This is a genomic window from Streptomyces sp. NPDC053474 (genome assembly GCF_044544845.1).
Lineage (GTDB): Bacteria > Actinomycetota > Actinomycetes > Streptomycetales > Streptomycetaceae > Streptomyces.
This window is the reverse complement of the sequence record NZ_JBITXV010000017.1, coordinates 179,501-203,383: the sequence shown is the minus strand read 5'-3', so window position 1 is coordinate 203,383 and position 23,883 is coordinate 179,501. Positions and strand designations below refer to the sequence as shown.

General features: G+C 67.8%; 23 protein-coding genes. 16 read left to right on the top strand and 7 right to left on the bottom strand.

All coding sequences use genetic code 11. The features are described 5' to 3' along the window. The first annotated feature begins 257 nt into the window (after positions 1 to 257). The 4 genes from ACIG3E_RS33560 (at position 258) to ACIG3E_RS33545 (ending at position 5,103) form a co-directional block, all read left to right on the top strand. Positions 258 to 1,076, top strand: a complete 819-nt coding sequence (locus tag ACIG3E_RS33560) for a hypothetical protein (protein ID WP_399623421.1) — start codon at positions 258 to 260, stop codon at positions 1,074 to 1,076. Between the two features lie 214 nt (positions 1,077 to 1,290). Beyond that, entirely contained in the window at positions 1,291 to 2,346 is a 1,056-nt protein-coding gene (locus ACIG3E_RS33555) for a PhlD (RefSeq protein WP_399623419.1), read from the top strand. Positions 2,347 to 2,786: 440 nt separating this feature from the next. Then, positions 2,787 to 3,689 (top strand): phytoene/squalene synthase family protein, encoded by a 903-nt coding sequence (locus tag ACIG3E_RS33550; RefSeq protein ID WP_399623417.1) that lies wholly within the window; start codon positions 2,787 to 2,789, stop codon positions 3,687 to 3,689. Positions 3,690 to 3,774: 85 nt separating this feature from the next. Beyond that, complete coding sequence (locus ACIG3E_RS33545) at positions 3,775 to 5,103, top strand: NAD(P)/FAD-dependent oxidoreductase (protein ID WP_399623415.1); 1,329 nt, start codon at positions 3,775 to 3,777, stop codon at positions 5,101 to 5,103. On the opposite strand, the gene ACIG3E_RS33540 is transcribed toward ACIG3E_RS33545, so the two are convergent. The 3 genes from ACIG3E_RS33540 to ACIG3E_RS33530 form a co-directional block, all read right to left on the bottom strand. Further along, positions 5,077 to 6,339: a DUF6545 domain-containing protein gene (locus ACIG3E_RS33540; protein ID WP_399623413.1), complete on the bottom strand. Its 1,263-nt coding sequence runs from the start codon at positions 6,337 to 6,339 to the stop codon at positions 5,077 to 5,079. The two genes, ACIG3E_RS33545 and ACIG3E_RS33540, sit on opposite strands and share 27 nt — an antisense overlap. Further along, positions 6,332 to 6,733 carry a hypothetical protein gene (locus tag ACIG3E_RS33535; protein WP_399623411.1) on the bottom strand — a complete coding sequence of 134 codons (402 nt, stop codon included), beginning with the start codon at positions 6,731 to 6,733 and terminating at the stop codon, positions 6,332 to 6,334. The genes ACIG3E_RS33540 and ACIG3E_RS33535 overlap by 8 nt, the downstream gene beginning before the upstream one ends. Positions 6,734 to 6,953: 220 nt before the next feature. Further along, positions 6,954 to 7,529: a helix-turn-helix domain-containing protein gene (locus ACIG3E_RS33530; RefSeq protein WP_399623409.1), complete on the bottom strand. Its 576-nt coding sequence runs from the start codon at positions 7,527 to 7,529 to the stop codon at positions 6,954 to 6,956. A gap of 644 nt (positions 7,530 to 8,173) precedes the next feature. Here ACIG3E_RS33530 and ACIG3E_RS33525 point away from each other — a divergent pair. Further along, on the top strand, positions 8,174 to 8,659 hold the full coding sequence (locus ACIG3E_RS33525; protein ID WP_399623407.1) for a hypothetical protein: 486 nt from the start codon (positions 8,174 to 8,176) through the stop codon (positions 8,657 to 8,659). 184 nt (positions 8,660 to 8,843) lie between these two features. Here ACIG3E_RS33525 and ACIG3E_RS33520 read toward each other — a convergent pair whose 3' ends face one another. Then, positions 8,844 to 9,065, bottom strand: a complete 222-nt coding sequence (locus ACIG3E_RS33520) for a DUF397 domain-containing protein (protein WP_399623405.1) — start codon at positions 9,063 to 9,065, stop codon at positions 8,844 to 8,846. 29 nt (positions 9,066 to 9,094) lie between these two features. Continuing rightward, entirely contained in the window at positions 9,095 to 9,964 is an 870-nt protein-coding gene (locus tag ACIG3E_RS33515; RefSeq protein WP_399623403.1) for a helix-turn-helix domain-containing protein, read from the bottom strand. A 495-nt stretch (positions 9,965 to 10,459) separates the two neighbouring features. On the opposite strand from ACIG3E_RS33515, the gene ACIG3E_RS33510 reads away from it, so the two are divergent. From ACIG3E_RS33510 to ACIG3E_RS33495, 4 genes are all read left to right on the top strand, one after another. Next, a complete protein-coding gene (locus ACIG3E_RS33510) occupies positions 10,460 to 10,837 on the top strand; it encodes a hypothetical protein (RefSeq protein WP_399623401.1) in 378 nt (125 codons plus the stop codon). 92 nt (positions 10,838 to 10,929) lie between these two features. After that, positions 10,930 to 11,325 (top strand): hypothetical protein, encoded by a 396-nt coding sequence (locus ACIG3E_RS33505; protein ID WP_399623399.1) that lies wholly within the window; start codon positions 10,930 to 10,932, stop codon positions 11,323 to 11,325. Between the two features lie 49 nt (positions 11,326 to 11,374). Then, positions 11,375 to 11,812 carry a hypothetical protein gene (locus ACIG3E_RS33500; protein ID WP_399623397.1) on the top strand — a complete coding sequence of 146 codons (438 nt, stop codon included), beginning with the start codon at positions 11,375 to 11,377 and terminating at the stop codon, positions 11,810 to 11,812. Between the two features lie 290 nt (positions 11,813 to 12,102). Next, entirely contained in the window at positions 12,103 to 12,267 is a 165-nt protein-coding gene (locus ACIG3E_RS33495) for a DUF5999 family protein (protein ID WP_399623395.1), read from the top strand. Positions 12,268 to 13,214: 947 nt separating this feature from the next. On the opposite strand, the gene ACIG3E_RS33490 is transcribed toward ACIG3E_RS33495, so the two are convergent. Then, positions 13,215 to 14,609, bottom strand: a complete 1,395-nt coding sequence (locus ACIG3E_RS33490) for a Twin-arginine translocation pathway signal (RefSeq protein ID WP_399623393.1) — start codon at positions 14,607 to 14,609, stop codon at positions 13,215 to 13,217. Positions 14,610 to 15,151: 542 nt separating this feature from the next. Between ACIG3E_RS33490 and ACIG3E_RS33485 the strand changes: the two genes are divergently transcribed. The 7 genes from ACIG3E_RS33485 (at position 15,152) to ACIG3E_RS33455 (ending at position 23,184) form a co-directional block, all read left to right on the top strand. Continuing rightward, positions 15,152 to 16,459, top strand: coding sequence for a methyltransferase domain-containing protein (locus ACIG3E_RS33485; RefSeq protein WP_399623391.1), 1,308 nt, complete (start codon positions 15,152 to 15,154; stop codon positions 16,457 to 16,459). A gap of 43 nt (positions 16,460 to 16,502) precedes the next feature. After that, a complete protein-coding gene (locus ACIG3E_RS33480; protein WP_399623390.1) occupies positions 16,503 to 17,219 on the top strand; it encodes a uracil-DNA glycosylase family protein in 717 nt (238 codons plus the stop codon). Between the two features lie 90 nt (positions 17,220 to 17,309). Then, on the top strand, positions 17,310 to 18,095 hold the full coding sequence (locus ACIG3E_RS33475; protein ID WP_399623388.1) for a nucleoside 2-deoxyribosyltransferase: 786 nt from the start codon (positions 17,310 to 17,312) through the stop codon (positions 18,093 to 18,095). Between the two features lie 164 nt (positions 18,096 to 18,259). Then, a complete protein-coding gene (locus tag ACIG3E_RS33470; protein WP_399623386.1) occupies positions 18,260 to 20,041 on the top strand; it encodes an AMP-binding protein in 1,782 nt (593 codons plus the stop codon). Beyond that, positions 20,038 to 21,177 carry a beta-ketoacyl synthase N-terminal-like domain-containing protein gene (locus tag ACIG3E_RS33465; protein ID WP_399623384.1) on the top strand — a complete coding sequence of 380 codons (1,140 nt, stop codon included), beginning with the start codon at positions 20,038 to 20,040 and terminating at the stop codon, positions 21,175 to 21,177. Before ACIG3E_RS33470 ends, ACIG3E_RS33465 begins: the two co-directional genes overlap by 4 nt. Beyond that, the gene (locus tag ACIG3E_RS33460; protein ID WP_399623383.1) at positions 21,174 to 22,142 is read left to right on the top strand and encodes a beta-ketoacyl synthase N-terminal-like domain-containing protein; all 969 of its coding nucleotides are present in this window, start codon (positions 21,174 to 21,176) and stop codon (positions 22,140 to 22,142) included. The genes ACIG3E_RS33465 and ACIG3E_RS33460 overlap by 4 nt, the downstream gene beginning before the upstream one ends. A gap of 40 nt (positions 22,143 to 22,182) precedes the next feature. Continuing rightward, positions 22,183 to 23,184: a thioesterase domain-containing protein gene (locus tag ACIG3E_RS33455; RefSeq protein ID WP_399623381.1), complete on the top strand. Its 1,002-nt coding sequence runs from the start codon at positions 22,183 to 22,185 to the stop codon at positions 23,182 to 23,184. A gap of 77 nt (positions 23,185 to 23,261) precedes the next feature. Here the strand turns inward: ACIG3E_RS33455 and ACIG3E_RS33450 are convergent, their stop codons facing one another. Continuing rightward, positions 23,262 to 23,651, bottom strand: coding sequence for a hypothetical protein (locus ACIG3E_RS33450; protein ID WP_399623379.1), 390 nt, complete (start codon positions 23,649 to 23,651; stop codon positions 23,262 to 23,264). Positions 23,652 to 23,883 lie beyond the last annotated feature (232 nt).

Here is a 23,883-nt window from a genome sequence, read left to right as displayed (position 1 = left end):
GTCGATACGCAGTCTCGGCCGTTACATGCAGTTACACCGTCACGTCAATGTAGGCTGCACGCTGTTCAACGCGAGAGCGTCTCCCCTGCCGAAGCAGCGCTTCCCCGCAACCCTCTGGCCAGGTGCGCGGTAGCCGCACGGTCCAGCGATTGTGACCGGGACCTGGCATATGCGAAAGGGCAAACGTTCTCGCATGATTGAAAGTTTGACTGCTGTGCGCTTGAATCGTTGCTGTGAGTGGTCACCGGGAGGGGCTCATGGATACAAATCGGGCTGGACAGATACTGACCAGAGCGCGCCAGCGCACGGACGCCAATGACTACCCCCGAGTTGCCGAGTTGCGGCACACGGCGGGAATGGTCAAGCGGGGCCGCCGCGTGCGCCACCTCTCGCAGGCCGAGGTGTCCCTCCTTCTGGGTTACGGCGCAGGCCAGGACATATACGCCCGCCTTGAACGCGGCCTCATCTCGAACCCTCCCGAGGACCTACTGCGCGCGGTGGGCGAAATCCTGGAGCTTCAGGAGCACCAGTGGCAGGACCTGAACCTCGCCATCTACGGCCGCAAGGCCTCCAAGCCGCTCGATCCTCACTCCAGCCTGGCCATCCACAAGAACTGGAGCTGGGTGATCCGCAGCCAAGAACACGCCGCATACATCTCTGATTTTGGCTGGAATGTTCTGGAATGCAATCAGGCGGCGGATGAGCTCTTCGGGCCCATGCCGAGGAACGTCATGAGGTGGATGCTGTCCCTCGGGGGCGAGGAACACAGCCGTGCCGCGATGCCCGACTGGGCGGAGAGCTGGGGACCGGTCGCCCTCTCCCAGCTGACCGCAGCGCTCCACGAGGAACCTGACCACCGGGAACTGCGCGAGATCGAGCGTGAGGTCCTCGCCGACCCCGAGCTCGGAGACCTGTACCGGAAGACCCTCGACTCCTACATCCACCCCGATGGGACGCGACGCCTGATGCAGCATGGCACCCTGCGGCAGCTCGGCGTGATGGACGCCGCCGCCGCCACACCGATGGGCAGTGGCCAGGCACGAGTGATCTTCATGAAGTGGACGCCTCTGGACTGAGCCCTCACCGAGGCTGTGCTCCAGGCCACACTCCTGAGCGCGATCTGCGCCACTAGGCTACGGCTTTACCCGTGCATGACCGTCCGGCAACTCCTGCAACGGCCGCGCCCCTGTGGGGACTTGAGAATCCGGCCAACGCGATATCACCGCGAGGAGGGCCCAGGTGTCAGCCAAGCCGCAGTCCACATCACTATGTGTGGAGAACGGAGCCAGCGTGCCCTACGTCACCCGACCGGTGCTCGCCTTTCCCGAAAACGAGATATCGGTCTCGGAAACGGTTCACGACATCCTCCAGTCGATGCCCGAAGGACATCGACTGCGCCCCGTGGTTGAACGCCTGGCCAGCAGCCTTAAAGTCGACCGTCGACGCTTCGTGGCACCACTCGGCACAGTCTCCAAAACGGGAACTGTCACCGCACGCAACGAAGCAGCGCTCGCGGCCATGTACCTCCTCGGCGAAAACGCCGCGAAGAAGGCGATCGAACGCGCCGGACTGAGCCCTGGGGACATCGACTGCGTCATCACCAGCCACAGCACGACGCCCGCGACGCCCGGCCTGGACGTCCATACTGTCAATGCCCTGGGCCTGCGTGAGGACGTCCTGCGCATGCCGGCCACCCAGCTCGGATGTGTGGCTGGCGCACACACGCTGGCCTGGGCCGCCCGCCTCGCCGAGGCCATGCCCGGGCTCCGTGTGCTGGTCCTCATCAGCGAAGCACTCAGCACCGTGTACCGGAGCGACAAGAACACCAAGACCGGCATCCTTTATCGCCTGCTTTTCGGTGACGGCGCCGGCGCCTGCATCGTGTCCAGCGATCCGCGCGGAGCTTGCTTGGAAATTCAGGACGGCTGGCAGTACGTCGTGCCCGGCACGATGGACTACTACAGTCTGAACATCGAGGCGGAAGGCATGCACTTCGACTCCACCTCCCAGGCTCCAGGCGGAATAAGCCACCTCAAGGACCCCTTGTGGAAGTGGCTCAGAAAGGACGACCCCACCTGGACACCTGAAGTCGCCGTCGTGCACTCAGGAGGCCCCCGGGTCCTGGAGAACGCCGAGACCGTCCTCGGTTGTGCACCCGAAATGCTTACGCACTCCTGGGAGAGCATGCGCACCCGCGGCAATCTGGGGGGCCTCGCCGTCTTCGACATTCTCGACCGCACCGCCGCCGGTGCCCCGCGCCACGGCAGCCGCACGCTGCTGCTCAGCGTCGGCCCCGGCCTCACCGGAGCGGCCGTGCAGGGACGCTGGCACAGCGCGACCGTGTGAGGCGCCCGGGCGGTCAGAAACGGCCGGTCAACGCCCTGCAACAGATCCTGGCCACCCCCGCCGTCCGTACTTCCACGAGTACTGAACTGGCCGAGCCGCACCGCGACTCCACGGCGAACCCTCTGGGGCCTTGCCATCGACAGCGCCCGGCACAGTGGCGCCGAGCCATCTGCCGCGGGCAGCGGGCCCGTGTGAGCGCAGGCGCTGCCGGCCCGGGCGTCCGCGGTGATTGAATCGCTGTGTCCTGGGGAGACGCCTCGGCTCCTTCCCCGGGCGGGCAGGACGGCGGACCGACTGACTTCGCTGCCCGTGGTACGGCATGCGTGCCGTACCACGAAGGCCATGGGGCAGTTCGTGAGGACTCCGTACCCTGCTGCCGACGGAAGCAAGATCACCTTTGCGGTATCCGGCAACCCCCGGATTGAGGACCTAGGAGCACGATGAACTCGTGGACGGCCACGCTGGAGGCGGCGGGCATCGACCGTGCCGAGCTGCGCACGGACTTCACCCGCATACGCCGGGGCGTCTCGCGGTACCGGCGCCACCAGTACCTGGCCGTCCGCCTGCTGCTGCCCAAGGCCGTCGTACCCCACGTACTCGCCGCGACCTTCTTCATGCACCACACCGACACCATCCTCGACGGGCAGGGAACGCTGGAGGAGCGCTCTGCCGCCTACGGGCGGTGGGAGACCCTGGTGCGCGCTGCGCTCGCCACCGAACGCAGCGACCACCCCGTGCTGCGTCCTCTGCTCCACACCTGTTCAGCCTTTCCCCGCCTGGAGCACCTGATTGAGGACTTCCTCAAGGGCGGAACTGTTGAGCTGGAGTTCGACGGGTTCGCCACGGAGCACGACTACCAGGACTACCTCGACGGCTACTCGCTGCCCGCGTTCATGGTCGTGGCCGGCCTGCTGGCGCCCGATACCGACGCGCCCGGCTTCCGAGACGCATGCCGTCGGTACATCGACGGCAGCCAGCGCCTCGACTTCGTGACCGACCTGGCCGAGGACCTGCGAGCAGGGCGCCTGAACATCCCCACGGAGACGCTCGGCTGCCACGGAGTCACCCGCGCCGACCTGGAGGCGCACCGGGACTCGCCGGCCGTGCGCGGCCTGGTGGAGCACCTGGTCGGCCAGGCGCAGGCCAGCCTGGCCGAGAGCCACGCAATGGTGGAGTACCTGCCACAGCCCCACCGCCCGATGGGCCGAGCGCTCATCGGCATGGAGGAGCTGACGGCCGACGCAGCCCGGCGAAAGGGCTCCAAGGTGCTGGAGTCATCGGCACGGGCCGCCGTTCCGGCTGCCCTGCGCCTGCTGATCCGTGAGTACCGGCGCCGCGGCTAGATGGTCACCGCCTGGGAGAAGCCGGGCGACGCGCGTTCAGGGGCACCCGCCTCTGGACCCCTTTGAGGCAGCACAACAGGCAGGGATGGATATGCAGCACGTAGTGGTCCTCGGCAGCAGCATCGCAGGGCTCGCCGCCGCCCGCGTCGTCCGGCAGGCGGGCATCAAGGTCATCATCGTGGAACCGGACGACCTCGTCGCCGGAGTACGCCCTGGTGTTCCCCAGCTCCACCAGGTGCACGCGCTCCTGGACATGGGACGGACCCAGCTGGACCGCTTATTCCCCGGCCTGACGCATGGCCTTGTCGAGGACGGTGCTGTATTGGCCAGCGGCAACCAGATCGCGATGTACGCCTCCGGCACCCGTAAGGTCGGCGTTCCCGGCAACGAACTGATCGGCACCACACGGGAGCTGCTGGAGTCCCACGTCCGGCGCAGGATGTTCAGCGACAGCGCAGTGGAACTCGTGCGGGGCCGCGGTGTCGGACTGCGCTTCACCGGTGATCGTGTGTCCGGTGTGCGGTATCAGGCGGTGGGCAGCACGCGCGTTGCCGACCTCTCCGCGGACGCCGTCATCGATGCCACCGGCCGCTCCAGTCGACTGGCGGCCTGGCTGGAGGACGGCGGCTGGCAGGCGCCTGCAGTGGATCGGATAGGCATCGACCTCGGGTACGCCACGGCTGTTTTCCGCCGCGCCGATGAGCTGCCGGGGTTGAAGGTGGCTCATGCGACGCCTGTGGTCGCGGCGACGACGGCGGACCAGGCGGACACCGGGGCTCTGGCTGCCGTCGAGGGCGACCGCTGGATGGCCGTGATCGCGGCCTACGGTGATAGGCGCCCCTCGCGCGACCCTGCGGAGTTCCTCAAGCGGATGCAGGGCATCGAGGCCTCGCCCTTCGGCGTCGTCGCGGAACGGTGCGAAATGCTCAGCCCCGTGCACACCTACCGCATGGCGCATTCACTGCGGCGAGACTACGCCGGCCTGCAGCGGCTGCCCGGCGGCCTGTTCGCCGTCGGCGACGCCGTAGCTTCCTACAACCCGGTTTATGGCCAGGGCATGACGTCCGCTGCGCTGCACGCCTCCTGCCTGGCGGCCTACCTGCGCCGCGGCAACAGCCTTCATGCCCCGGCCAGGGCGTACTTCGAGCACATCGCCGTCATCGTGAACGCGGCCTGGTCCTTGTCCACGGTGGCCGACCTCGCCCAGCCTCACGTCACCGGCCCGTACCCGCGGGGCTATCGCCTGATCAAGAAGTCCGCCGACCTGATCACCCGGGCCTCCGTGACAGACCCGTGGGTGAACGAGCGCTTCCTGGACGTGGTGAACATGCGGCGCCACCCCGCACAGCTGCAGTCCCCCGCCTTCTTGTGGCGGGTCGGCCGCGCGCTACTCGCCCAGCGCTGCGGGCGCTGACAGGCCCCGGTCTGCAGCCGGGCGTGCGTGTCCCGTGCCGACCGCGCTGCTCGCCGTGGCGGCGCGGCGGACATCCGGATGCCTGAGGAACTTCGCCGTGCGCACGAGGTGGGCGCGGGAGGCAGCAGGGCTCAGGTCCCGGCCCGGTAGCGCCGGCGCGTCATCGCGCCCCTGGCCGCCGCTGAGCTTCAGCTCCACAGCGGCCAGGAGCATCGCGGCGGCCGTGGCCGCCTGCTCGTCCTCCGGCCTCCACCGGTTCTCCTTCGCCACAGCCCGAACCTGCTGTGCGGGCTCGTTGGACATGTACGGGTACAGTCCGCGGATCGCGCTGAGGATGTCCGCCATGCGGCTGAAGAGGTGCCATTCCCGGATGTGGAGCAGACCCAGTCGTTCGACCACGGGGTTGGGGTCGGTGAGCGCGATCCGGGGGTCGGCGCTGAGGGTCAGCTGCCACAGCGGGACCAGCGCGACGAAGTCGCGTCGATCAGCGCGCCAGGCGTCGACCGCGGCGCCGAAGAAGCCCCAGTTGATCACGAAGGCGGCGACCGTTCCGGACACCGGGCCGAGCGAATGCAGCGGATCCAGGACGGATGTGCCCATGGCTCCGGCGACGGTGGCCGGGACGACACAGGCCACGTAGCCGAACACCAGCCAGGTGGCGATCGAGATGTGCCGCAGCGCCCGGCTGAGCCGCGGGTCCCCCGTCAGGAACTGAGAGCTGCGGTGGAATCGCCAGGCTGTCGCCAACGAGGCGTAGGCCAGCCCACCCTGGAAGCCCGCCAGCATGACGAGCGCTCCCGCGTCCTGGCCGTAGGCGATGTTGAAGTCCAGCGGGTGCGGCACGTCATCGATGTCGGCCAGGAAGAAGCCGATCACCATCGTGGCGACGGCCGCGGCGTAGAGCGCCGCGGGGACAGCGAGGGCCTGCCTCTGGGTGCGCTGCTCAGGAAGAGGATTCCAGATCAGCGTCATGGCGTGGGTATGGCTGAAGATGCCGAGAATGCAGAAGAAAACCAGCAGTTCGGCGAGATTCTGGCTCTCGGTGATCTCCGCGATGCTGCGGTAAACCACTGGCGTGGCCAGGAAGAAGGCTCCGGTGCCGAAGACCGTGCAGATCGCGATGAATGCCAGCGCGGAGGAGCGCTCGCGCTGCCAGGCCCAGATCTTGGCCACCGTCGTGCACGTGCCAAGGAACGCGACGATCAAGTAGACGACGTTGGCTGCTGCTTCAGACACCCGTCCCCCTGTGGCGCAGTGCGGCGTTGAGGGAGTCCGGCTCCTCGCCCGTGCCGCTGGCTATGAGTCCCACGATGACCCTTCCCAGGGTCTCGGCCGCCCGTTCGGGTGGCGCGACACCACCGGTATCAGACGGGTTGAAGTGATCACCGTCGAAGTACGTGCGGCCGAGCATCATGCGGGCGACGGCAGGGTTGAGTGCGGGAAGCAGGCTCGCCAGCAGCCCATCATCCAGGACGTCGTGCCCGTGTTCCTCGGGATCGTGGCCGAGGAACACGTGGGCGACCTCGTGAGCGATGACGCACAACTGCAGAAGCCGCGGCGAGAGGCTGTCGACGATGAGAAGCAGTTCGTCCGGGGTATGGAAGAGTCCGCCAGTGAAGGGGTGCTTCAAGGGCAGATACACCACTCGGATCGGCCTGCCCGCATGAGCCCCCACAGCCTGAAGCACATCGTCCAGGCTCGGCTGCACAGGCAAGTTAGTCGACGTCCGAAAGTCCTTGCGTAGTCGCCGAAGTTCGTGGCCCTCTCGCACACTGGCTGCGACTGCGGCGAGGGACTCCCTGATTTTTCCCCCCACGCCCTGCTCTCCTCACCAGAACGGATTGTGCTGACTAGCCCCGGGACTCCGGAAAGGATCCGAGGATGCGTCCCAGTACTGCGGGGATACCCCCAGCCTCGCGCAGTACCACGGCGAGCTCAACCTGTTGCTGCGCTTCTATGACGGCGGGGGAATCGTCGGCAGCGGTGAAGAACTCTACCCCGCATTCGATCCCGAAATGGCGTGCGAGGGCTTCGAGGTGATCGTCGGTGAAGAAGTTCGTGTCCACGTCGAAGAATCGCGCGAGACGCACGGTAGAGTCCAGCCTCGGGCCCGAAATGCCCATTCTTAGGTTAGAAAGCCATTGGCGCGTCTTTCCGCATGCTTTGGCTACATCAGAGATGGATCGGGTCCCCAAGCGGTTAATCATCAGGTGCTCAAGCCTCATTCGGAAGAGCTCCTCGTCCGAGGCAACCGCATCCAGAGGCAGCCCCCGCCTGAGCCTGGCAATGTCCTCGGCAGGGACCCCCGTAGCCAGGCTGACCTCTTCACTGGTTTTCGGCCCCGTCTCACGTGAGTAGACCCGCGCGAAAAGGAAGTTGAGGCGCTCCGCAATCCTCTGCGGCTCCTCAAGCCGTACGCCACTCATCCACACCGTCCTGACGTGCCAACACCCACCCGAACTTGGCCACGGGCCACGGAACACGGATCCCATCACGATGACGCGCCCTGCTGGGACCCGTCCGCAACAAAGCCATGCCCAGCCTGAAAGTGTTCGACTCCCCCTGGGTACGTGCTGCGACCTTCTCAGTTAGGTTCCCTCAGGGCAAGTGTAGGCAACATGAAAGCCGCCTCCTGCCGGGAGCCGGAGAAGGGCTGCTGGGGGCACCCGGAGAAAACCTTGCACCGTCACAGCTACAGCGGGAGTGCTCCGCAGGCACGCCGAGTGCAGGCTCCGGGGGTCGGCGCCCCGACGGGACGGGAAGCGCTCAAGCCGGCAGTCCGGCAGCCGCGGCGAGCTCCCGCATACCGGACGCGCGCGGGCGCCGGGCTCGCAGCTGTTCGATATCCCGGCGGATGGACGGGCGCTCGCGGCCCTCGCCCGGTGCCGCACGTGCGGCACGCAGAAAGTCGCCGACCGCCTGCTCGGGCCGGTCAGCGAGGAGATAGACGCGGCCGCGCTCGGTAAGGAGGCGGCCCTTTCTCTCGGCCGTCCTGAACTGATCAGGGTGCAGACCACGGCCGGCTTCCAGAGCTGCTCCGGCGTCCTTAAGGGCCCAGTGCACGCCGACGGTGTACCTGGCATGTCTCGTCGCCGCGCCAGTGCTCACCACGTACCTGGGGCTCGTCCCTGTCGGTCCCGGCCTCGCGGCCCCGGCCGGGACCGCGGTGTCCGCGCTCACCACCTGGGCGCGCGGGGCCGCGATCGACGCCTACGGCCGGTCCGTCGTACTGCTCATGTGGCTTCCCGGCAGCGTCCTCGCCGCGCTCCTGGCACCGGCCTCCCTGGTCGTCGCGACTGTCCTGGCCTTCTTCGCCACCGAGCTGGTGACCGCTGCGGCGTGGAAGGCGCTGCGACCACACGGGAAGTGGGCAGTGGCCGGCGCGGTGCTCGCCGCTGGCGTCGTCATCGACATCGTGACGTACGCGGCCATCGCGGGCCTGCCGATCGCGGCCGTGACGCTCGGGAAGCTTGTCGCGAAGGTATGGATCGCTGCTGTCGTGGGGGCCGCGGGGCTGATGATGTGCAGGTTCGCCGGTTCAGCCCGGCTTCGGTAGGACGGCGCCGTGAACGGTGCGACTGACCCCGCAGGCATGGGTCGAGCAGATGCAGCGGGGGCTGCCGCCTATGGCCGGTGCGATTGGGTACGTCTGTACGGCGTGGGGTTCGCCTCCCCCGGATAGCGCCTGGGGGAGGCGAACCCCCGTCGTACAACGAACTCAGCGGCGTCGAGCCCCTCGGTCACGTGCCGGTGCGGGCCACGCCCCAGTTGGTGTCAAGGGAGTTGTACTGGCCCACGAAGGAACTCCAGGCCGTGGCGCTGACGACGAAGGCCGGGCCGATCCTGTTCTTGGAGTCACGGACACCGACCTGCTGGTGGTATCGCAGGTTGGCGACCTCGACGCACGAACCACCGGTGTCGTTGCTGTAAGAGGACTTGAACCATGCGGATTCTGGGGCCACGTCCAGGGCCCTGGTCTTGGTATTGATGGCTACATCCACTCTCGCGCTAGTTGTTGCAGAAACCCGGGCGTTCGAGCCGGGGGCAAGGCGCTGTCGCGCATGGCGTCGAAGCGGCGGGCGTTTCGCTGGACCTCTCGCCGCTCGTCGGTGACGCTGATCGTGTTGGGCATGTCGACCTGCACGACAGGATCAAGGGTTTCGGAGAAGTCGAGGATCGTGAAGTTGCTCTCCGAGCGGTACGTCACGACGTCGTGCGGCAGGATCTGAATCGTGACGTTGTCCAGTTCACCCAGCTTCACGATCTCTTCGTACTGGGCACGCATGACCTCGGGGCTGCCCACCATGCGCCGGACGGCTGTCTCGTCCATGATGACGCGCAGCTCCAAGGGGTCTTCTGAGCGCGTGATCAGCTCTTTCCGTTCCAGCCGCAGCCGGACGTTCTGCTCGATGTACTCGGTCGTCGTCTCGTCGACCGGCTTGGCGATCTGGTACAGGAAACGGGCATAGTCCTCCGTCTGGAACAGGCCGTACACGAAGGCGGGCTGCCACACGCGCATCACCGTGGCGTCCTGCTCCAGGCCGCGGTACGTCGGCATCTTCGAGGGCATGTACGCCTTGTAGGGCGTCCACGGCTCACTGCTGAGTGACTCTCGGTGCAGTTGGAGCAGGGTCTCCAAGTCCTCTTTCGGAAGGTCGGGAGCAAGGTGGTCGATGAGCGCCTCAAGGTCGCTGACGCGCGGGAGGTCGTTCTCTCCGACCTCGACCCGCGCGAGCTTCGTGTGGGAGAAGCCGAGAGCCTTGGCCACCTCCTGAAGCGTCTCCCCCTTGCCGTCCCGGAGCTTCCGCAGCTCCTTGCCTAGCTCCCTGCGTCGAAACGTCGCCCCGCGCTTAGCTGCCACTGCGTAACCCTCTCCCCAACCTGTCGGTGCTCAACACGGCCTGTGTCCGATGCCGTTGCGGGTCGTGTCCCTGAGTGTTCCACCCCCTGTACCCCCTTGAACAAGCCCTTGCCTGTGCTTAGGCATTTGCCACTTCCTGCGCGATGGCAATTGTCCTTGCACAGTAAATCGCACATGCAGCACGGTAGTTGAGCGCTCAGCTCAGTGGGACTCCTTCCCACAGTTCTGGTGCGCGCGGGGTGCCTCCGACGTGGGGAAGAGCCTGCCGCTGTGCGGACTCGGAGGCGATCTCGCATCGCGCGCGGCCCACTCCACCTGGCCTTGGTCCGGGCCGCGCGCGTCCACCTCACGGACATGCGAAAGAAGGTGTGAAGGATGCTGACGGTCGGACACGCGAGGGCTGAGTACGCGACGGCTCCTGCCGCTGTAGCTCCGCCGCGGTTCCTTGAGTGCGTCTCGTTCGCACACCGGCGCACCTCGGTCCTGCCTGCCTCGATGCCAGCCCCCAGCGACGTCTGCTGGGTGGACCAGGTCCGCTGCGACGGCATCTCCACGCTGCTCGACTGGGGCGTGAAATCGGCGGAGCAGCTCGACGTGGCGAACACGGTGCTGAAGGAGCTCGTCACCTACGCGCTGCGTTACGGCTCCGGCCCCACCATCGAGGTCTGCATCGCGCACTTCACCGACAGCGTGCGGTTCGCCGTACGCGGCGGCCCTCTCGGCTTCCAGCCCTGCGGAACGGACGCCCTCGCCGGGCTGGACGGGAACGTCGGCCGTCTCCCTCTTGCCGGTGCGCTCACCAGGGACCTGTGTGTCACGGACGACTGGCTCTCGTGCTCCATGGAGGTCTCGACGGCGATGGAGTGTGGGTGATGCGACCAGTCACCGTGGCAGCCAGTACGCCCCCTGACCAGGCCGACGGGCTCCGGCCCTGCGCGAACCCGCCAGGGCGCCCCGGGCACCCGATGCCGGCGGAGCCTTTCACGCCGCCGTTCGACGCCGACCAGTTGGGAAAGATCCTCAAGGCGCTGAAGGGCTGGACGCTGGTCGACGCCAGTCATGCCTTCAACGACCTCGACCGGGCGCTGGGCGCGCAGACGCCGACGCCTCACGAACTGCCTGAGCTCGTTCACGGCCTGCGCGACACGCTTCAGCGACTGATCACCATCGCCGTCGCGCACTCCAGCCCGGACGAGGAGCAGGTCAGTGCGGCCGCCGAGCGGGCGCGAGAGCTCCTCGACGATGAGCGCACAGGGCGCGTACGCCAACTCTCTCGGAGGGCCCTCGGCCAGCGGTACAGCGCTGATCTTGGGCTGGCCAGGCGGCTGGCCCGGAGACCTGCTCCCTGCTGGAGCTGTTGATCGGCTCCCGGTACATCAAGGACCCCGACGAAGACGAAGGAGACCGGTGATGCAGCAGCCCACGACGGGGCATGTGACGCCGCGAGCGGAGCGTGAGCAGACCGGTGCCGGGCGCGGGCCCCGTACTGCGCCGAAGCAGACCGAAGCCGAGGGCACCGCGCTGGACGACATCCCGGTTGCGGGGGGTTCTCGCCGAGGTCTTCGACACGATGTGCGGGAAGAGCGCGCCATGATGCCCCTGGGCTTAGCCGTGGTCGTGGCCTTCGCGCTTCTGGTCACCCTCGGGCCGAAGCGCCGCAGGCGTCGAACGGCCGCGCACGCACGGGAGGGTCCTGCTGCTCCTGCTCACAGCCGTGCTCCTGATCGTGGGGCCAAGGACCGGGAGAAGCAGCCGGACGGGCCGAGGGTTGTGCTGACGGTGGGCGTCATCGCGTTGCTCGCCGGTGCCGCCTGCCTGGCGTCCTTGCCTCTGAAAGACCCCTTCTGAAGACCCGTCGTCTCCGGGGACGGGACGGCCCCCTCGCCGCCCTGGGGACGACTTCCCCGGCGGGCCCTCCCCGCTTCCGTACCGCGCGTCTCCCCCGAGCAGGCGCGGTACGGAAGGTCAGGAACGGGAGAGCGCGGCCGCTGCCAAAGGGGGATACGCGCTCACACGGCGCGGGCAGCGGATCCGCCGGCCGCCGCTCCAGCACGGGCCCGCTGGGGCGGCGGCCGCCGCCCTCTCCCCTCTCGCGGCGCCATGGCGCCGCACCCCCACCGATCCGCGAGGAGCATCAGATGACCGGATGCCCGCACCAGCCGCCCTGTCCGCGTGCCGACGCCGCCGACCGGGAGGCCGCATTGGTGATCGCCGGTCACCCGGGGCAGGGCTGGTGTGTTAACTGCACCTTCTTGAGGTCGTTGGGCACTGCGATGTCCGACTGCCCGAGGAGTTCTGTGTGACATCGCACCTGCGCAACCAGCTGATGGAGGGGCGGGCTGTCCTGCCCCGCGTCGGCTCGGTCGTTCAGCTGGCAACCCAGCACCCGGCGTACACCGTCCTCGCCCCCGCTGGAAGCCCGGTCGATTCGGTGACGCCCTACCTGCGGGACCTTGCTCCGAATCCGCAGCGCCGCCGCACCCGGCCGGACGCGCCGCAGCCCGGATCGCTCAACCCGCGCACCGGCAAGCGCTACCTCAAGGCCGGGTACGCCCCGGCGACGATCAACCACGCGCTGACCGTGGTCGCCAGCTTCTACGACTTCCACCGCGATCTGGGCAACGGCCCGCTGGTGAATCCGGTGCCGGTCTCGGAGGCACGGCGCCGGGCGCTCGCTCACCGCAGTCCGACGGAGGCCGTGCCGGCCTTCCGCCGCCCCCGCCTTCGCCAGCGCGTCCCGGCCACCGAGCCCCGGGCCATCCCAGATGTCATGTGGGACGAGTTCTTCGCCGCCATGAACCACGACCGGGACCGCGCCGCGGTGCTGCTCTACGTCTCCAGCGGCGCCCACGCCTCCGAGCTGCTCGGCGTCACTCCGGCCGACTTCGACTGGCCTGCCCAGATCGTCTACGTCGTCTCCAAAGGCACGAAGCTGCGCGAGCCGATCCCGGCGAGCCCGCAGGCCCTGGTGGTGCTAGCCGCATACATCGACGCGATGGGCATGCCCGCCCCGCACGAGCCGCGCCCCTGCGACCACAGGAATCCCCCGACAGGATGCCCAGGGGCCAACGTGAAGACGGGCCTTGACTGGCGCGCTCGTGGCGTCAGCAAACGCAGCAGGCCGGCACAGCCAGCACCGCTCACACCGATATCCGGCCCACAACCACCGGTTGGTGCGGCGACAGCGCGAGCGCCGCGTCCCGCTCCGCCCGGCGGGCGGCCTCTGCACGCCACGCCTGCTCAGGCCACCTCACGCAGTCGTGGCAATGCCCTGGGCGTCGATGAGGGCGGGCAGAGCCCGGACCCGCTCCCTCAGTTCACTCACCGCGGCCGTGTCCGCGGTGAGCACGCGGTCAAGGTCGGTGAGGCGGGATCGCGCGGTCGACCGGAGCCGGGCGGGCGGATGCTGGTCCAGGACGGCGAGGGCTCGCTGGGCGGCGTCGTCGGGATGGGCGGGGGCCTCGGCCTGGGCCAGGGTCAGCGAGGCGGCCGCCCACCCGGGCGTGCCCGGCGTGCAGGCGGCCAGCGAGGCCTCCGCCGCCGCCATCGCCTTGTCGGTGCGTCCCAGCACCCGGTGGGCCTCGGCCTCGTGGAGGCGGTACTCCGCCGCGTCGAAACCGAATCGCCCTGGAGTGCCCCCTGTGGTGTCCGCTTCGAGTGCGCGGCCGGCCTCAGCGAGGGCGTGGTCGGCTTCCTGGGCGCGCCCGAGGGCGGCAAGGGAGGGCACCTGTGCCCATGCGTGGAGTTGAGCGCGAGGCAGGCCGCGCGCGACGAGGGCAAGGCCGCGCTCGGCGTGGCTCAGGGCTTGGTCGTGATCTCCGGTGGCGCGGGCCACCATCGCCCGAGCTCCCTGCGACCAGGCCGCCAGATGGCTGTCGCCAGTGCGATCGGCGCAGGTGGCGGCTGTCACCAGGTGGACAAGTGCCCCGCTCAAGTCATTGAGATGGAATGCAGCGTTTCCCAGAAGCGCGGACAGCCACCCCGTGGCGCGGCGCAGTCCGGTGGCCACCGGCTCGGCAGGCGACAGGGCCAGGGCGCCGGTCAGCAGTGCGCGGGTCCGGTAGGCCTCCTCGAACAGCACGTGCGGCGGGTGCTTGCTGTAGGTCAGTGCGTAGTGCTGGATCACCTCTTCTGCCTGGTCGACGACGCTGCTTGTCGCCGTACCGGTGGCCAGCAGGGTGAGCTGCAGGGATTCTCGGACGGCGGGCAGGCCAGCGGCAGTGGTCATCGTCACCATCTTTTCTGGTGCGGGAAGGGCACACGCGCTGGCACTGTACCCAGCGGGCGGGTGGTCCACGTCGAGGCCGAGCTGATCGGGGCGGGCCTGGTAGACGGTGCACAGGGCCTCGATGTAGTCGATTCCAGGCCGTTTGGCGTTGTGTTCCCACCGGCAGAGCATCGACGTCGACAGGCCCGGGGGGCGCAGGCCACGCGAGCGGTAGAGCGCGGCGATCATCTCGATGGTCTGCGGGCGCTGCCAGCCAAGGGCGAGGCGCCAGGCCTCCAGCGGACGCACCGTCGGCAGCTCTGCCTGGATCATGGCGGCCACCTGCTCAATGCTCAGGCCGTCACGTCGGCTGCGCTCGCGGATCACGGTGGCGGCGTAGCGGATGGCGTAGCGGTGCGTACGGCTGATCGTGGTCATGGACGCACCCCCGGGTCCGAGGCCGACTCCTGGTCACCGTACCCAGCAGAGGGCCAGCGTGGCAGTCCCTGGGGTCTCACTGGTATTGCGGGTGATTGCCCCTCAATGCGGGTGTCTGCAGCAGCCGATGACCGCTCGCCGCTTGCCGTTCACGATGAGACCGCGCAGTTGGAGGCTGCGGCAGCTGCACGCGGCTGCCGGCCGCGTCCACGCCAGCCTGACGAGCCTTGTCTGTCCTCCACCTCTAGGCCCTGGAGCGCGACGATGACCGACCCGCCCGCGGCGGGCGGACCGGATGCGGGACCCGCGCGTAGCCACAGCACCAGCCCGCCCCCCAACCTTGACGAGCAAGGAGACGGTGTGTTCATCGACCTGCCGAGCGACCTCGAAGCCGCTCTGACCGGCCTTCGGCTCAGCAGCCTGCACTCGATGGCTCGTTCCTGGCGCCGTTCGCGAGAGGGGAGTACCGGAGCGGGCTGGTCGCTAGCCCGCGGTTTGGCTGAGGGGCAGAGGCCCACATGAGTCCGCACAGTACCGACTGGATGAACTACGCCATTTGTGTCGCGCAGAGGGCGGCATACCCAGGTCGGCGAGTTGGCGTTGTGCTCGTTTCCGAACACAACGAGTTGATGTGCTCCGCCTTCGAGGGCGAAGCACCCGGCGCATCCTGGTATCGCACTCTTCGGAACAGGATTCAGGAGCTCGGAATAATCGGCGCGCACAGCGCATATCTGACGATCAACACCCTGTCAGCGGGATGCTCGTTTGAGCTCGGCGGGCTCTTAAAGGAAGTGCACATTGACAGGGTCTATGTCGGTCTACCTGATCCCGCGCTGACGAGTTACCTCGCCGACGACCCTGTCACTGCACGAGGTCATGTACATCGCTTCCCCGACGATTTGCAGCGTCAGATCCTTGAGCAGAATCGAGCATGCTACTCAGCGAGCGAGCAGAATATCGAGTGCAACCCCCACTACTCCACACACCGCATCAGCGAAGCCGTGTCCACCGAGCTAAGTTCGAGGGGGTTCGGGCTTTCCAGGCGTGATGTCAATGCGAACAGGGGGAGGATCGCGCTCGCTTCGCTCATCTGCCAGAGGTACGGGATCGAGCGCAAAGAGGCTGATCGTGCCGTCAACGACGCACTGTCCGCGGCCTTTGACGCGAAGTACGGTGCCTATGACTACGCGTACGACGCCCGTGCCGCCAACTTGAGGTGGACCGACGACTTCATTTCGGTTTACGGGAGGTCGTCCTCAAGGCCTTTGTCTGCCGTCAGCATCCTCAACGTCGGCGTCGGATCTGGCTACGAAGCAGCGGCTCTGTTTTCGGATTGCCCGCAGATCACCTTCGTTGACATCGCGGAACGTGGCCTTGCCAATATAAGCAGCCGCATCCCCTCGTCGAGAACCATCGTTTCCAGCGCCGAAGACCTGTCTGCCCTACCGGATAACAGTTACGATCTGTATGTCTCCCTGAGGACGTACAACTCGTCGTTCTTCGATACGTCCGCAGCAGCATCAGAGGCGCACAGAGTACTGAAACCCGGCGGGACCCTTATCGTCTCCATAGCCAACGGATTTCTGTCTCCTCAGCGAGGCCGCGTCGTGCCAGGACTCATCATCCCCGGTACTGACTTCGTCGACCTCTATCGCGGGATGGACACAGTCAGTCTGATTGGCACGGAGCTCGGCTCTGCCGGATTCAAAGATATTCGGGTTTTCCCAAGAAGCACCGAGATCTACCTGTCGGCTGTCACGCCTAGTGTTTCCACTGCCCCTCCAGCCGACCATGCCCACGACGTTCTATCAGTTCTGCGTGAGGCCCGTATTGCAGACGGCCGGGGGTGACTGGACTGTCCAGAGTGACCAGCACGAAGGAAGGACTTCTGCAATGACCGGGCGAACGACCATGGCCGATCGGATCCTGCAGTTCAACCAGGAACTTGCGGAAACAACGCTTGAGCTGCCTCCCGGGTTCACGGTCATCAACCCGTTCAGCGGACTTCAGAAGGAGCGTGTCCGCGAGGTGACGACTGCGTTCTACCGCAAGTACTACGACGACGACAGGCCGCGCCGCCTGGTGCTGGGGAGCTCGCCCGCCCGGCGGGGCACGGCCGTGACCGGGGTCCCGTTCGAAGATGCCAAGCTCCTCGAAAGCGAAACGGGAGTCGATGTCGACGGCTATGCGGTGAGCCGACCTTCCGCTGGGTTCCTGCACGATGTCATCCGGCGCTACGGGGGCCGGACAATGTTCTACGCCGACTTCGTCATGAACTTTGTCTGCCCTCTCGGCCTGGTGAGAACAAGCCCCCAGGGAAGAGAGGTCAACTGTAACTACTACGAGAACAAGAAGCTGCTGGGGCTCCTGAGGTCTTTCCTCGTGAAATCCCTGGAGCGTCAGCTGGCATTCGGAATCGATGCCTCGGTGTGCTACTGCATCGGCAGCGGCGAGAACTTTGCGTTCCTCTCGAAGGTGAACGAGGGCCAGCGCTTCTTCAGGAAGATCGTGCCCTTGGAGCACCCGCGCTTCATCACGCAATACAACGGTGCGAGAACAGAGGAATTCACCGAGAAGTACCTCAGTGCTCTGCGTGGAGAAGGCGGCTAGTGCCGTCCTCCGCAGCGCCCTCCTCGGCTGACTCCCCGCTGGCTGAGGGCTCCCCAACGCGACAGATCGAAAAGGAAGGAGAGCAGCACAGTGGCGACAAACAGGGCAAACAGGGTCCTGGTCCACTTCGGCCCGGAACGTGTCAGCGTCTACCGCCTCCACAGCGGCGAGCTGAGCCTACTCGCAAGGGAGCGGCTTCCGTTCGGAACCGGTCTCGCCGGAGGGGCGCTGGCGGACAGCGTCAGCACGTTCTGTGCCGGGCTCAAGGAGTTCACCGAGGCCGTCGACAACAAGAGCACGCGCGTGCACGCCACCGGGGTCTTCCAGCAGCTCCCCCAGCCGGAAGCGAACGCGCTCGTCAATAGCGTCTACGTCGACACGGGCCTCTACTTCAACATCGTGGGGCCCGAGCTGGAGAAGTTCTACCTGAACGCAGGCATGTCCGCATGCGGTTCGAACGACATGGTGGAAGGCCTGATCCGGAGGGAGTTCCGGACTGCTGTCGTCTGCGGCAGTTTCCAGCAGTCTCTGGGGTACATCGAGGACATCATCACCTGTCTGCGCAAGAGCGGCACCGTAGTGCTGAGCCCTCGGTCCACAAGGATCAAGCCGGAGACCGCGGGCACCGACTTCGTCCTCTTCGAGTATCAGGATCTCTTGAAGAACGAACGCGACACCTGGCGGCACAAGTACGTGCACATGGACGCGTTCCGGCAAGCCGACGCTGTCGTCGTGTGCAACCCGGGCGGTCGCGTCGGAAGCGGCACCGTCTTCGAGCTTGGCTTCATGTCCGCGCTGTCCAAGAGGGTCATCTTCACGGAGGAGCCCCTGGGCGTGTCTGTCTCCTTCCCCTGCGAGGTGGGCCTGGGCGCCTGAGCCCAACCCGCCGAGGACTGCCGCACCTCACCCGGTTCCCGCATCTTCGCCCAGAACGTGTCTTGGTGAACGGTGCAGTCCACGGACGCAGGTCGCCTGCTCGTCCTCTCTACCCACCCCTATCCCGCTTCTCGGCTACGCGGACAAGGAAAGGACTCCTGCCGGTGGAACTCATCGACATAACGCGCGACAGGCTGCGAGAGATCGTGGCGTCTGTCCTTGAGGTGGAAAAGGAAGCCATCGAGCCTGGTGCCCAGTTCTATGAGGATCTGGGCATGAGCTCCTTGGAGAAGGCCGAGGTCGTGGTCGCGGTCGAGCGCGAGTTCGGAGCCTTGTCCGCGCAGGAAGCGGCAGTCTTCACCAGCCTGGACGCCGCGGTGGCCGTGCTCGGCGAGCGGGCGAGGAGCCTCCAGGGTGTCGACCTGATCGACCGCCTGGTGGCGGGCCATGTCGCCGCCGACCGGGGTGACCGGGCCAGCTACCTCGACCCCCAGGTCGGGGAGATCACCTACGCGGGTCTCCTGGAGGCAGCACGCGGGTATGCGGGCGCCCTGCAGGCTGCAGGAGTGCCCGAGGGCGCCCGCGGGCTCCTGGTCGCCGACGACTCCGTGGCGACCGTGGTCGCCGTTCTCGGCTTGTGGTGGCACGGCTGCGTCCCCGTGGTGATCAGTCCGGTACTCAGGGACGACGAAGTCCGCTATGTCGCCGCCGACTGTGCCGCCGCGATGGTGCACCTGGACGCGGCCTTAGCGCGGCAACGCGCTCTGGAGGAGCTGTTCGCCACGACTCCCCGGTTCTCCGGCGCTGACGTCCGCGCTGCTCTGGCGAGGGGCGAGGCCAGCCCCGCGCACCGCCCGCAGGAGGCCAAGCTCCCCGCCGCGTGGAGCGCGGGCTGTGAGGCGCTCGTGCAGTACACCTCCGGAAGCACTGGCATGCCTAAGGGGGTGCGGCACTCGGCGGGTGCGATCGCGGCCATGGCCGACGGTATCGGGACGGTACTGGCGCTGACGCCCGAGGACACCGTGCTGTCCAGCGCCCGGATGAGCTTCGGCTACGGCTTCGGCAGCTCCATCCTGTGCCCCCTGGCGGCCGGCTCCCGCGTCGCGCTCATCCGTGGCACGGTCGACGTTCACTCGCTCGCCGCCGCGATGCAGCGCCACCGACCCACCGTGCTGTTCTCCGTCCCGCGGCTGTACGCGGCGCTGCTGCACGCCTCCACGACAGCGCTCGTCTCCGACTGCGTCGACTCCGTGCGGCTGTGCGTGGCGGCGGGCGAGAATCTGCCGGGTCCGCTCAGCGAGCGGATCCGCGCCGCCTTCCAGGCCGAGCTGCTCAACGGCCTGGGCGCTACCGAGGTGCTCTACATCGTCGTCGGCACCCCGCCAGGGGAAATCCGTCCGGGGACCTTCGGGGTCCCGGTGCCGGGGATCACCGCGACCGTTCGCGCCGCGGACGGCACGCCCGTCGCCGACGGGGTCGACGGCCGGCTGCACATCGCCGGCCCGACCGTCGCCCTCGGCTACATCGGTCGGCCGGAGGCTGCAGCGGTCACCTTCGCCGACGGCGGCGCCTACACCGGCGATGTAGTGCGCCGTGCCCCGGACGGGGCTTTCGTCCATCTCTGTCGCGTCGATGACCTGCTTAACCTGGGCGGCTACAAGGTCGCGCCGGGTGAGATCGAAAACGTCATCCGCGGCGTGGAAGCGGTCCAGGACTGCGTGGTGGTCGGCGGACGTGACGCCGACGGCCTGGAGCAGGCCGTGGCGTTTCTGGTGGCCCAGCCGGGATGCGACGAGGCCATGGTGCGGCGCGCGGTGATGGCCGCGATCCGCAGCGGTCTTGCCGCCTACAAGCGGCCCGCCCGTCTGGAGTTCCGTGACGAGCTCCCGACCACATCGACGGGCAAGCTCGCCGCCTTCGAGCTCCGGAAGGCGGCACAATCGTGACCTGGGACATCACGGGCATGGCCGCCGTCGCCAACATCGGCGCCAGCCCCCAGGAGATCTTCGCCGCGTTGTGCGCAGGCCAGGAAAGCCGCACGCCCCTGAAGGCGTTCGACCGGGCCAAGTACCGGGCGGCCTACGCCTACGAGATCAACGACCGGCCCGAGGCCGGCGGCGACATCCCGCTACGCGCCACCCACTGGCTCACCACCGTCGTCCGCCAGGCAGTCGCCGACGCGGACCTGGACCAGGACCTGGCACACGTACCCGTGCTCGTCGGGACCACCATGCGCGAGCAGCGCAGCCTCGAACTACGGTGGCGGGGCAACGCGCAAGTCGCCCTCAAAGACCTGCACTTCGGCACCGCCCTGAAGGAGACCTTCGGGGCGGCCACCACGTACACCTTCGCCAACGCCTGCTCCGCCACGCTGTACGCGCTGGGCCTGGCCACCGACATGATCGAGCTCGGCATGGCCGACACGGTCGTCGTCGCGGGCACCGACGCCGCCACCGAGAGCGGCTTCGGCACGCTCGACCGGGTGCAGCACGACATCCCCGACGCGCTCCGTCCCTTCGACACCAGCCACAAGGGCATGCTGATGGGGGAGGGCGCGGCGGCCGTCGTCATCCAGCGCGCCGGCACAGCGAGCCGGCCCGTGCACGCCCGGGTGCGCGGTGTGTCCATGAACTGCGACGCCCACCACGCCACCGCGCCCGACCCCGACGGCATCACCCGCGCGGTGCTCGACGCCTACCGCAGAGCAGACGCGCGGGCGCAGGACATCGACCTGGTGATGCTGCACGGCAGCGGTACCCCCCGCAACGACGCGGCGGAGGCAGGCGTCCTGCGCCGCATCTTCGACAGCGCCGGACCCGGTCCGCGGATGACCGCCATCAAGGCGATGACCGGCCACACCCTGGGCGGCTCGGGACTCCTCAGCCTCCTGGTGGCCGTGCTCGCCATGAAGAAGGGGACGGTACCCCCGGTCCTGGGACTCACCAACCCGATCCCCGAGGCCACGGGGCTGGACCTGGTGCAGGGCTCCCCCGTCTCCGGCGACCTGGCCATCGCGCAGATCGACGCCTTCGGCTTCGGAGGGATCAACGCCGTCGCAATCGTGGAGGCAGCAGCTCGATGAGCACGACGAGCACCGCGCGCAGGAGGAACCCGAACGTCCGGGAGGTCGTCGTCACGGGCATCGGACTGGCGCTCCCCGGTGTCGCGGCGTACAGCGACCTCCTCGGACCCCTGTCCGGCGAGGGCGGCTTCGACCCGGCCACCGACCTCCGTGGACGCGACCTGCGCCACAAGGACCGCGCCTCCCGGCTCGCCCTGCGGGCCGCCGAGTTCGCCCTCCACGACGCGAGCCTGACCGACACCCACGCGACGTTCACGGGCGCGGCCGATGCGACCGCCGTCGTGGTCAGCACCAACCTGGGCAACGCGGACAGCGTCTGCGAAGCCGCAGACACCATCGCCAGGGAAGGCAGCAGGGGCCTCAGCCCGCTGGGCCTGCCTCAGACCTCAAGCAACGTCATCGCCGGCTGGGTCGCCATCCGCTACCGTCTGCGCGGCCCCAACCTCACCGTCTGCAACGGCGCCACGAGCGGTCTGGACGCCCTCGCCTGGGCCCGGAATCTCATTGTGGCCGGGCGCGCCGACGCAGCCATCGTCGTCGGCGTCGAACCAGCGAACGACGTGACGGCGAAGCTGCTTGGCGAGCAATCCACCGACGCGGCGGTCGCCGTCGTCCTCGAACCGGCGGACGCAGCCTATTCCCGTGGCGCACGGCCGCGCGCCACGATCACCGGGTACGCGCGGGCCAGGGACCTCGCCGTGGCGCTGGCCTCCGCCGGTGTGACGGAGGAGAGATCCGTCGGACTGTGGCTCGGGGACGAGCCGGGTGCCGAGGCGAGCCGTCTGCTCGCAGCCACGCGCCGGATCGACCTCGAAGCCCAGCTGGGCCCGCTGTCCGGGGCACTGGGCGTCCTGCAGTGCGCCGCCGGGGCTGCCTATCTGGAGGGCGGCGCCACCGGGAACGTGCTCGCCACGGCCGGAGGCCCTCGCCACGACGCGGCAGCCGTTCTGCTGCTGGCCCCTTGACCAACCACTCGTCCATCCACACAGGAGCCAGGGGAACACCATGACCACTGCGCCCGTGAACATCGAGCAGCTTCGCGCTCTGATAGCCGGAGCCCTGGAGATCGAGCCCGAGGAGGTCACCGACGAGGCGCACTTCACCGACGAGCTTGACATCGACTCGCTGCTGATGCTGGAAATCTCCACCCGCGTCGAGACCGCGTTCGGCGTCCCGGAGAACACCGTGATCATCAGCGGTGCCAGGACACTCGCTGAACTGCACGCCGTCGTCGTCTCGAACCTCGCCAGCAAGACGCCGGCACAGCCGGTCATCCGCCCGCGGCCGCTACACGACCCAGCGACGCGCCTGTTCCTGTTCCACCACGCCGGCGGCTCCCACCTGCTCTACCGAGGCTGGGCGGAGCTCTTCCCCCAGGACTGGGAGCTCTGCCTCCTGGAGGCCCCGGGCCGAGGCCACCTGCAGACACTCCCGCTGATCGACGACTGCGACCAGCTGATCGACTACGTCCACACCGCGATCGCGCCCCTGCTCGACCGGCCCTTCGGGTTCTTCGGCCACAGCATGGGCGCACTCATCACCTACCAGCTCACCCGCCGCCTTCACCACGAGGGGGCCCCGCTCCCCACCTGGCTGGGGGTGTCCGCCTACGGCGCCCCGCGAGGCGAGGTCAGCGCCAACAACCGCCCTCACCTGATGTCCGACGACGAACTGCGCGGCTGGCTGCGAACCGCGGGCGGCAGCCAGCCGCAGCTCCTCGACGACGACACCGTCTGGCACAAGTTCGCCCCGGTGTTCCGTGGTGACTTCAAGCTCCTGGACACCTGGGCTCCTCCCCGTGCCCCCGAGCCGCTGCCTGTTCCGCTCTCGGTATTCGGAGGCCGCCGCGACAAGCTGACCGACGAGGACAGTCTGCTCTCCTGGGAAGCGTTCACCACGCACTTCCGCGGACTCAAGCTGTACGAGGGCGACCACTTCTACCTGACGAGCCACCGGCGACCTCTCGCTGCCGCCATCACGGCCGCGATGCGCTCCGCCGCTGCATGAGTGCGGTCTCCCCACCACACCAGCCGCTGGATGGCCTACTGCAACGGTGTCCCTGCGGCGAGTGCCCGTGCGGGCTCTCAGGCGTCGGGGTCGGCTTCGGGGTGGGTGAATCGCACAGGCCTGCCGAGCGACCGGGCGTAGGCGATCTCGGCCCGGGTGCTGTCACCGATGTAGTCGCCGACCACGAGCACCTCATCCGCCAGCAAGATCTTCGACCGGTGCAGCTCGTCGAGCCGAACCTTCAACGCCTCAGCCTCGACAGGATCGGACCAGAGCTCGTGCGGCGACTTCAGGTCGCAACCCGGCTTGACGACAATCCTCCCCGCCTTGGTCTCCCGCACATCGACCTCGGCCATCTCGGCCATGAAACGAGTGGAGCCGCAGATCGCGACAATTCTCGGGAAGCCCAGCTGCCTCTTTGCCTCGGCGAGCATCTCCTCGGGGGTGATCACTTGCGGGGACGACACGGGTTCCTCCTGGTGGTGCGGCCCGAGGGGTGCCTGCGGAGACGAGAGCGAAGGAACCCAAGATCATCTTTTGGTGAACGATGTGGACACCTGCGCGCCCGCACTCTATGCGACGAGAGCCCCCTACCTGTTGCAGCGGCGCCCGCCGGGCGGACCTACGCCCCGCCTGCGCGAAACCGAACCGGCCCTTCTCGCCAAGGAAGACCCGCGTCGGTTACCGCGTTCGTCGCCT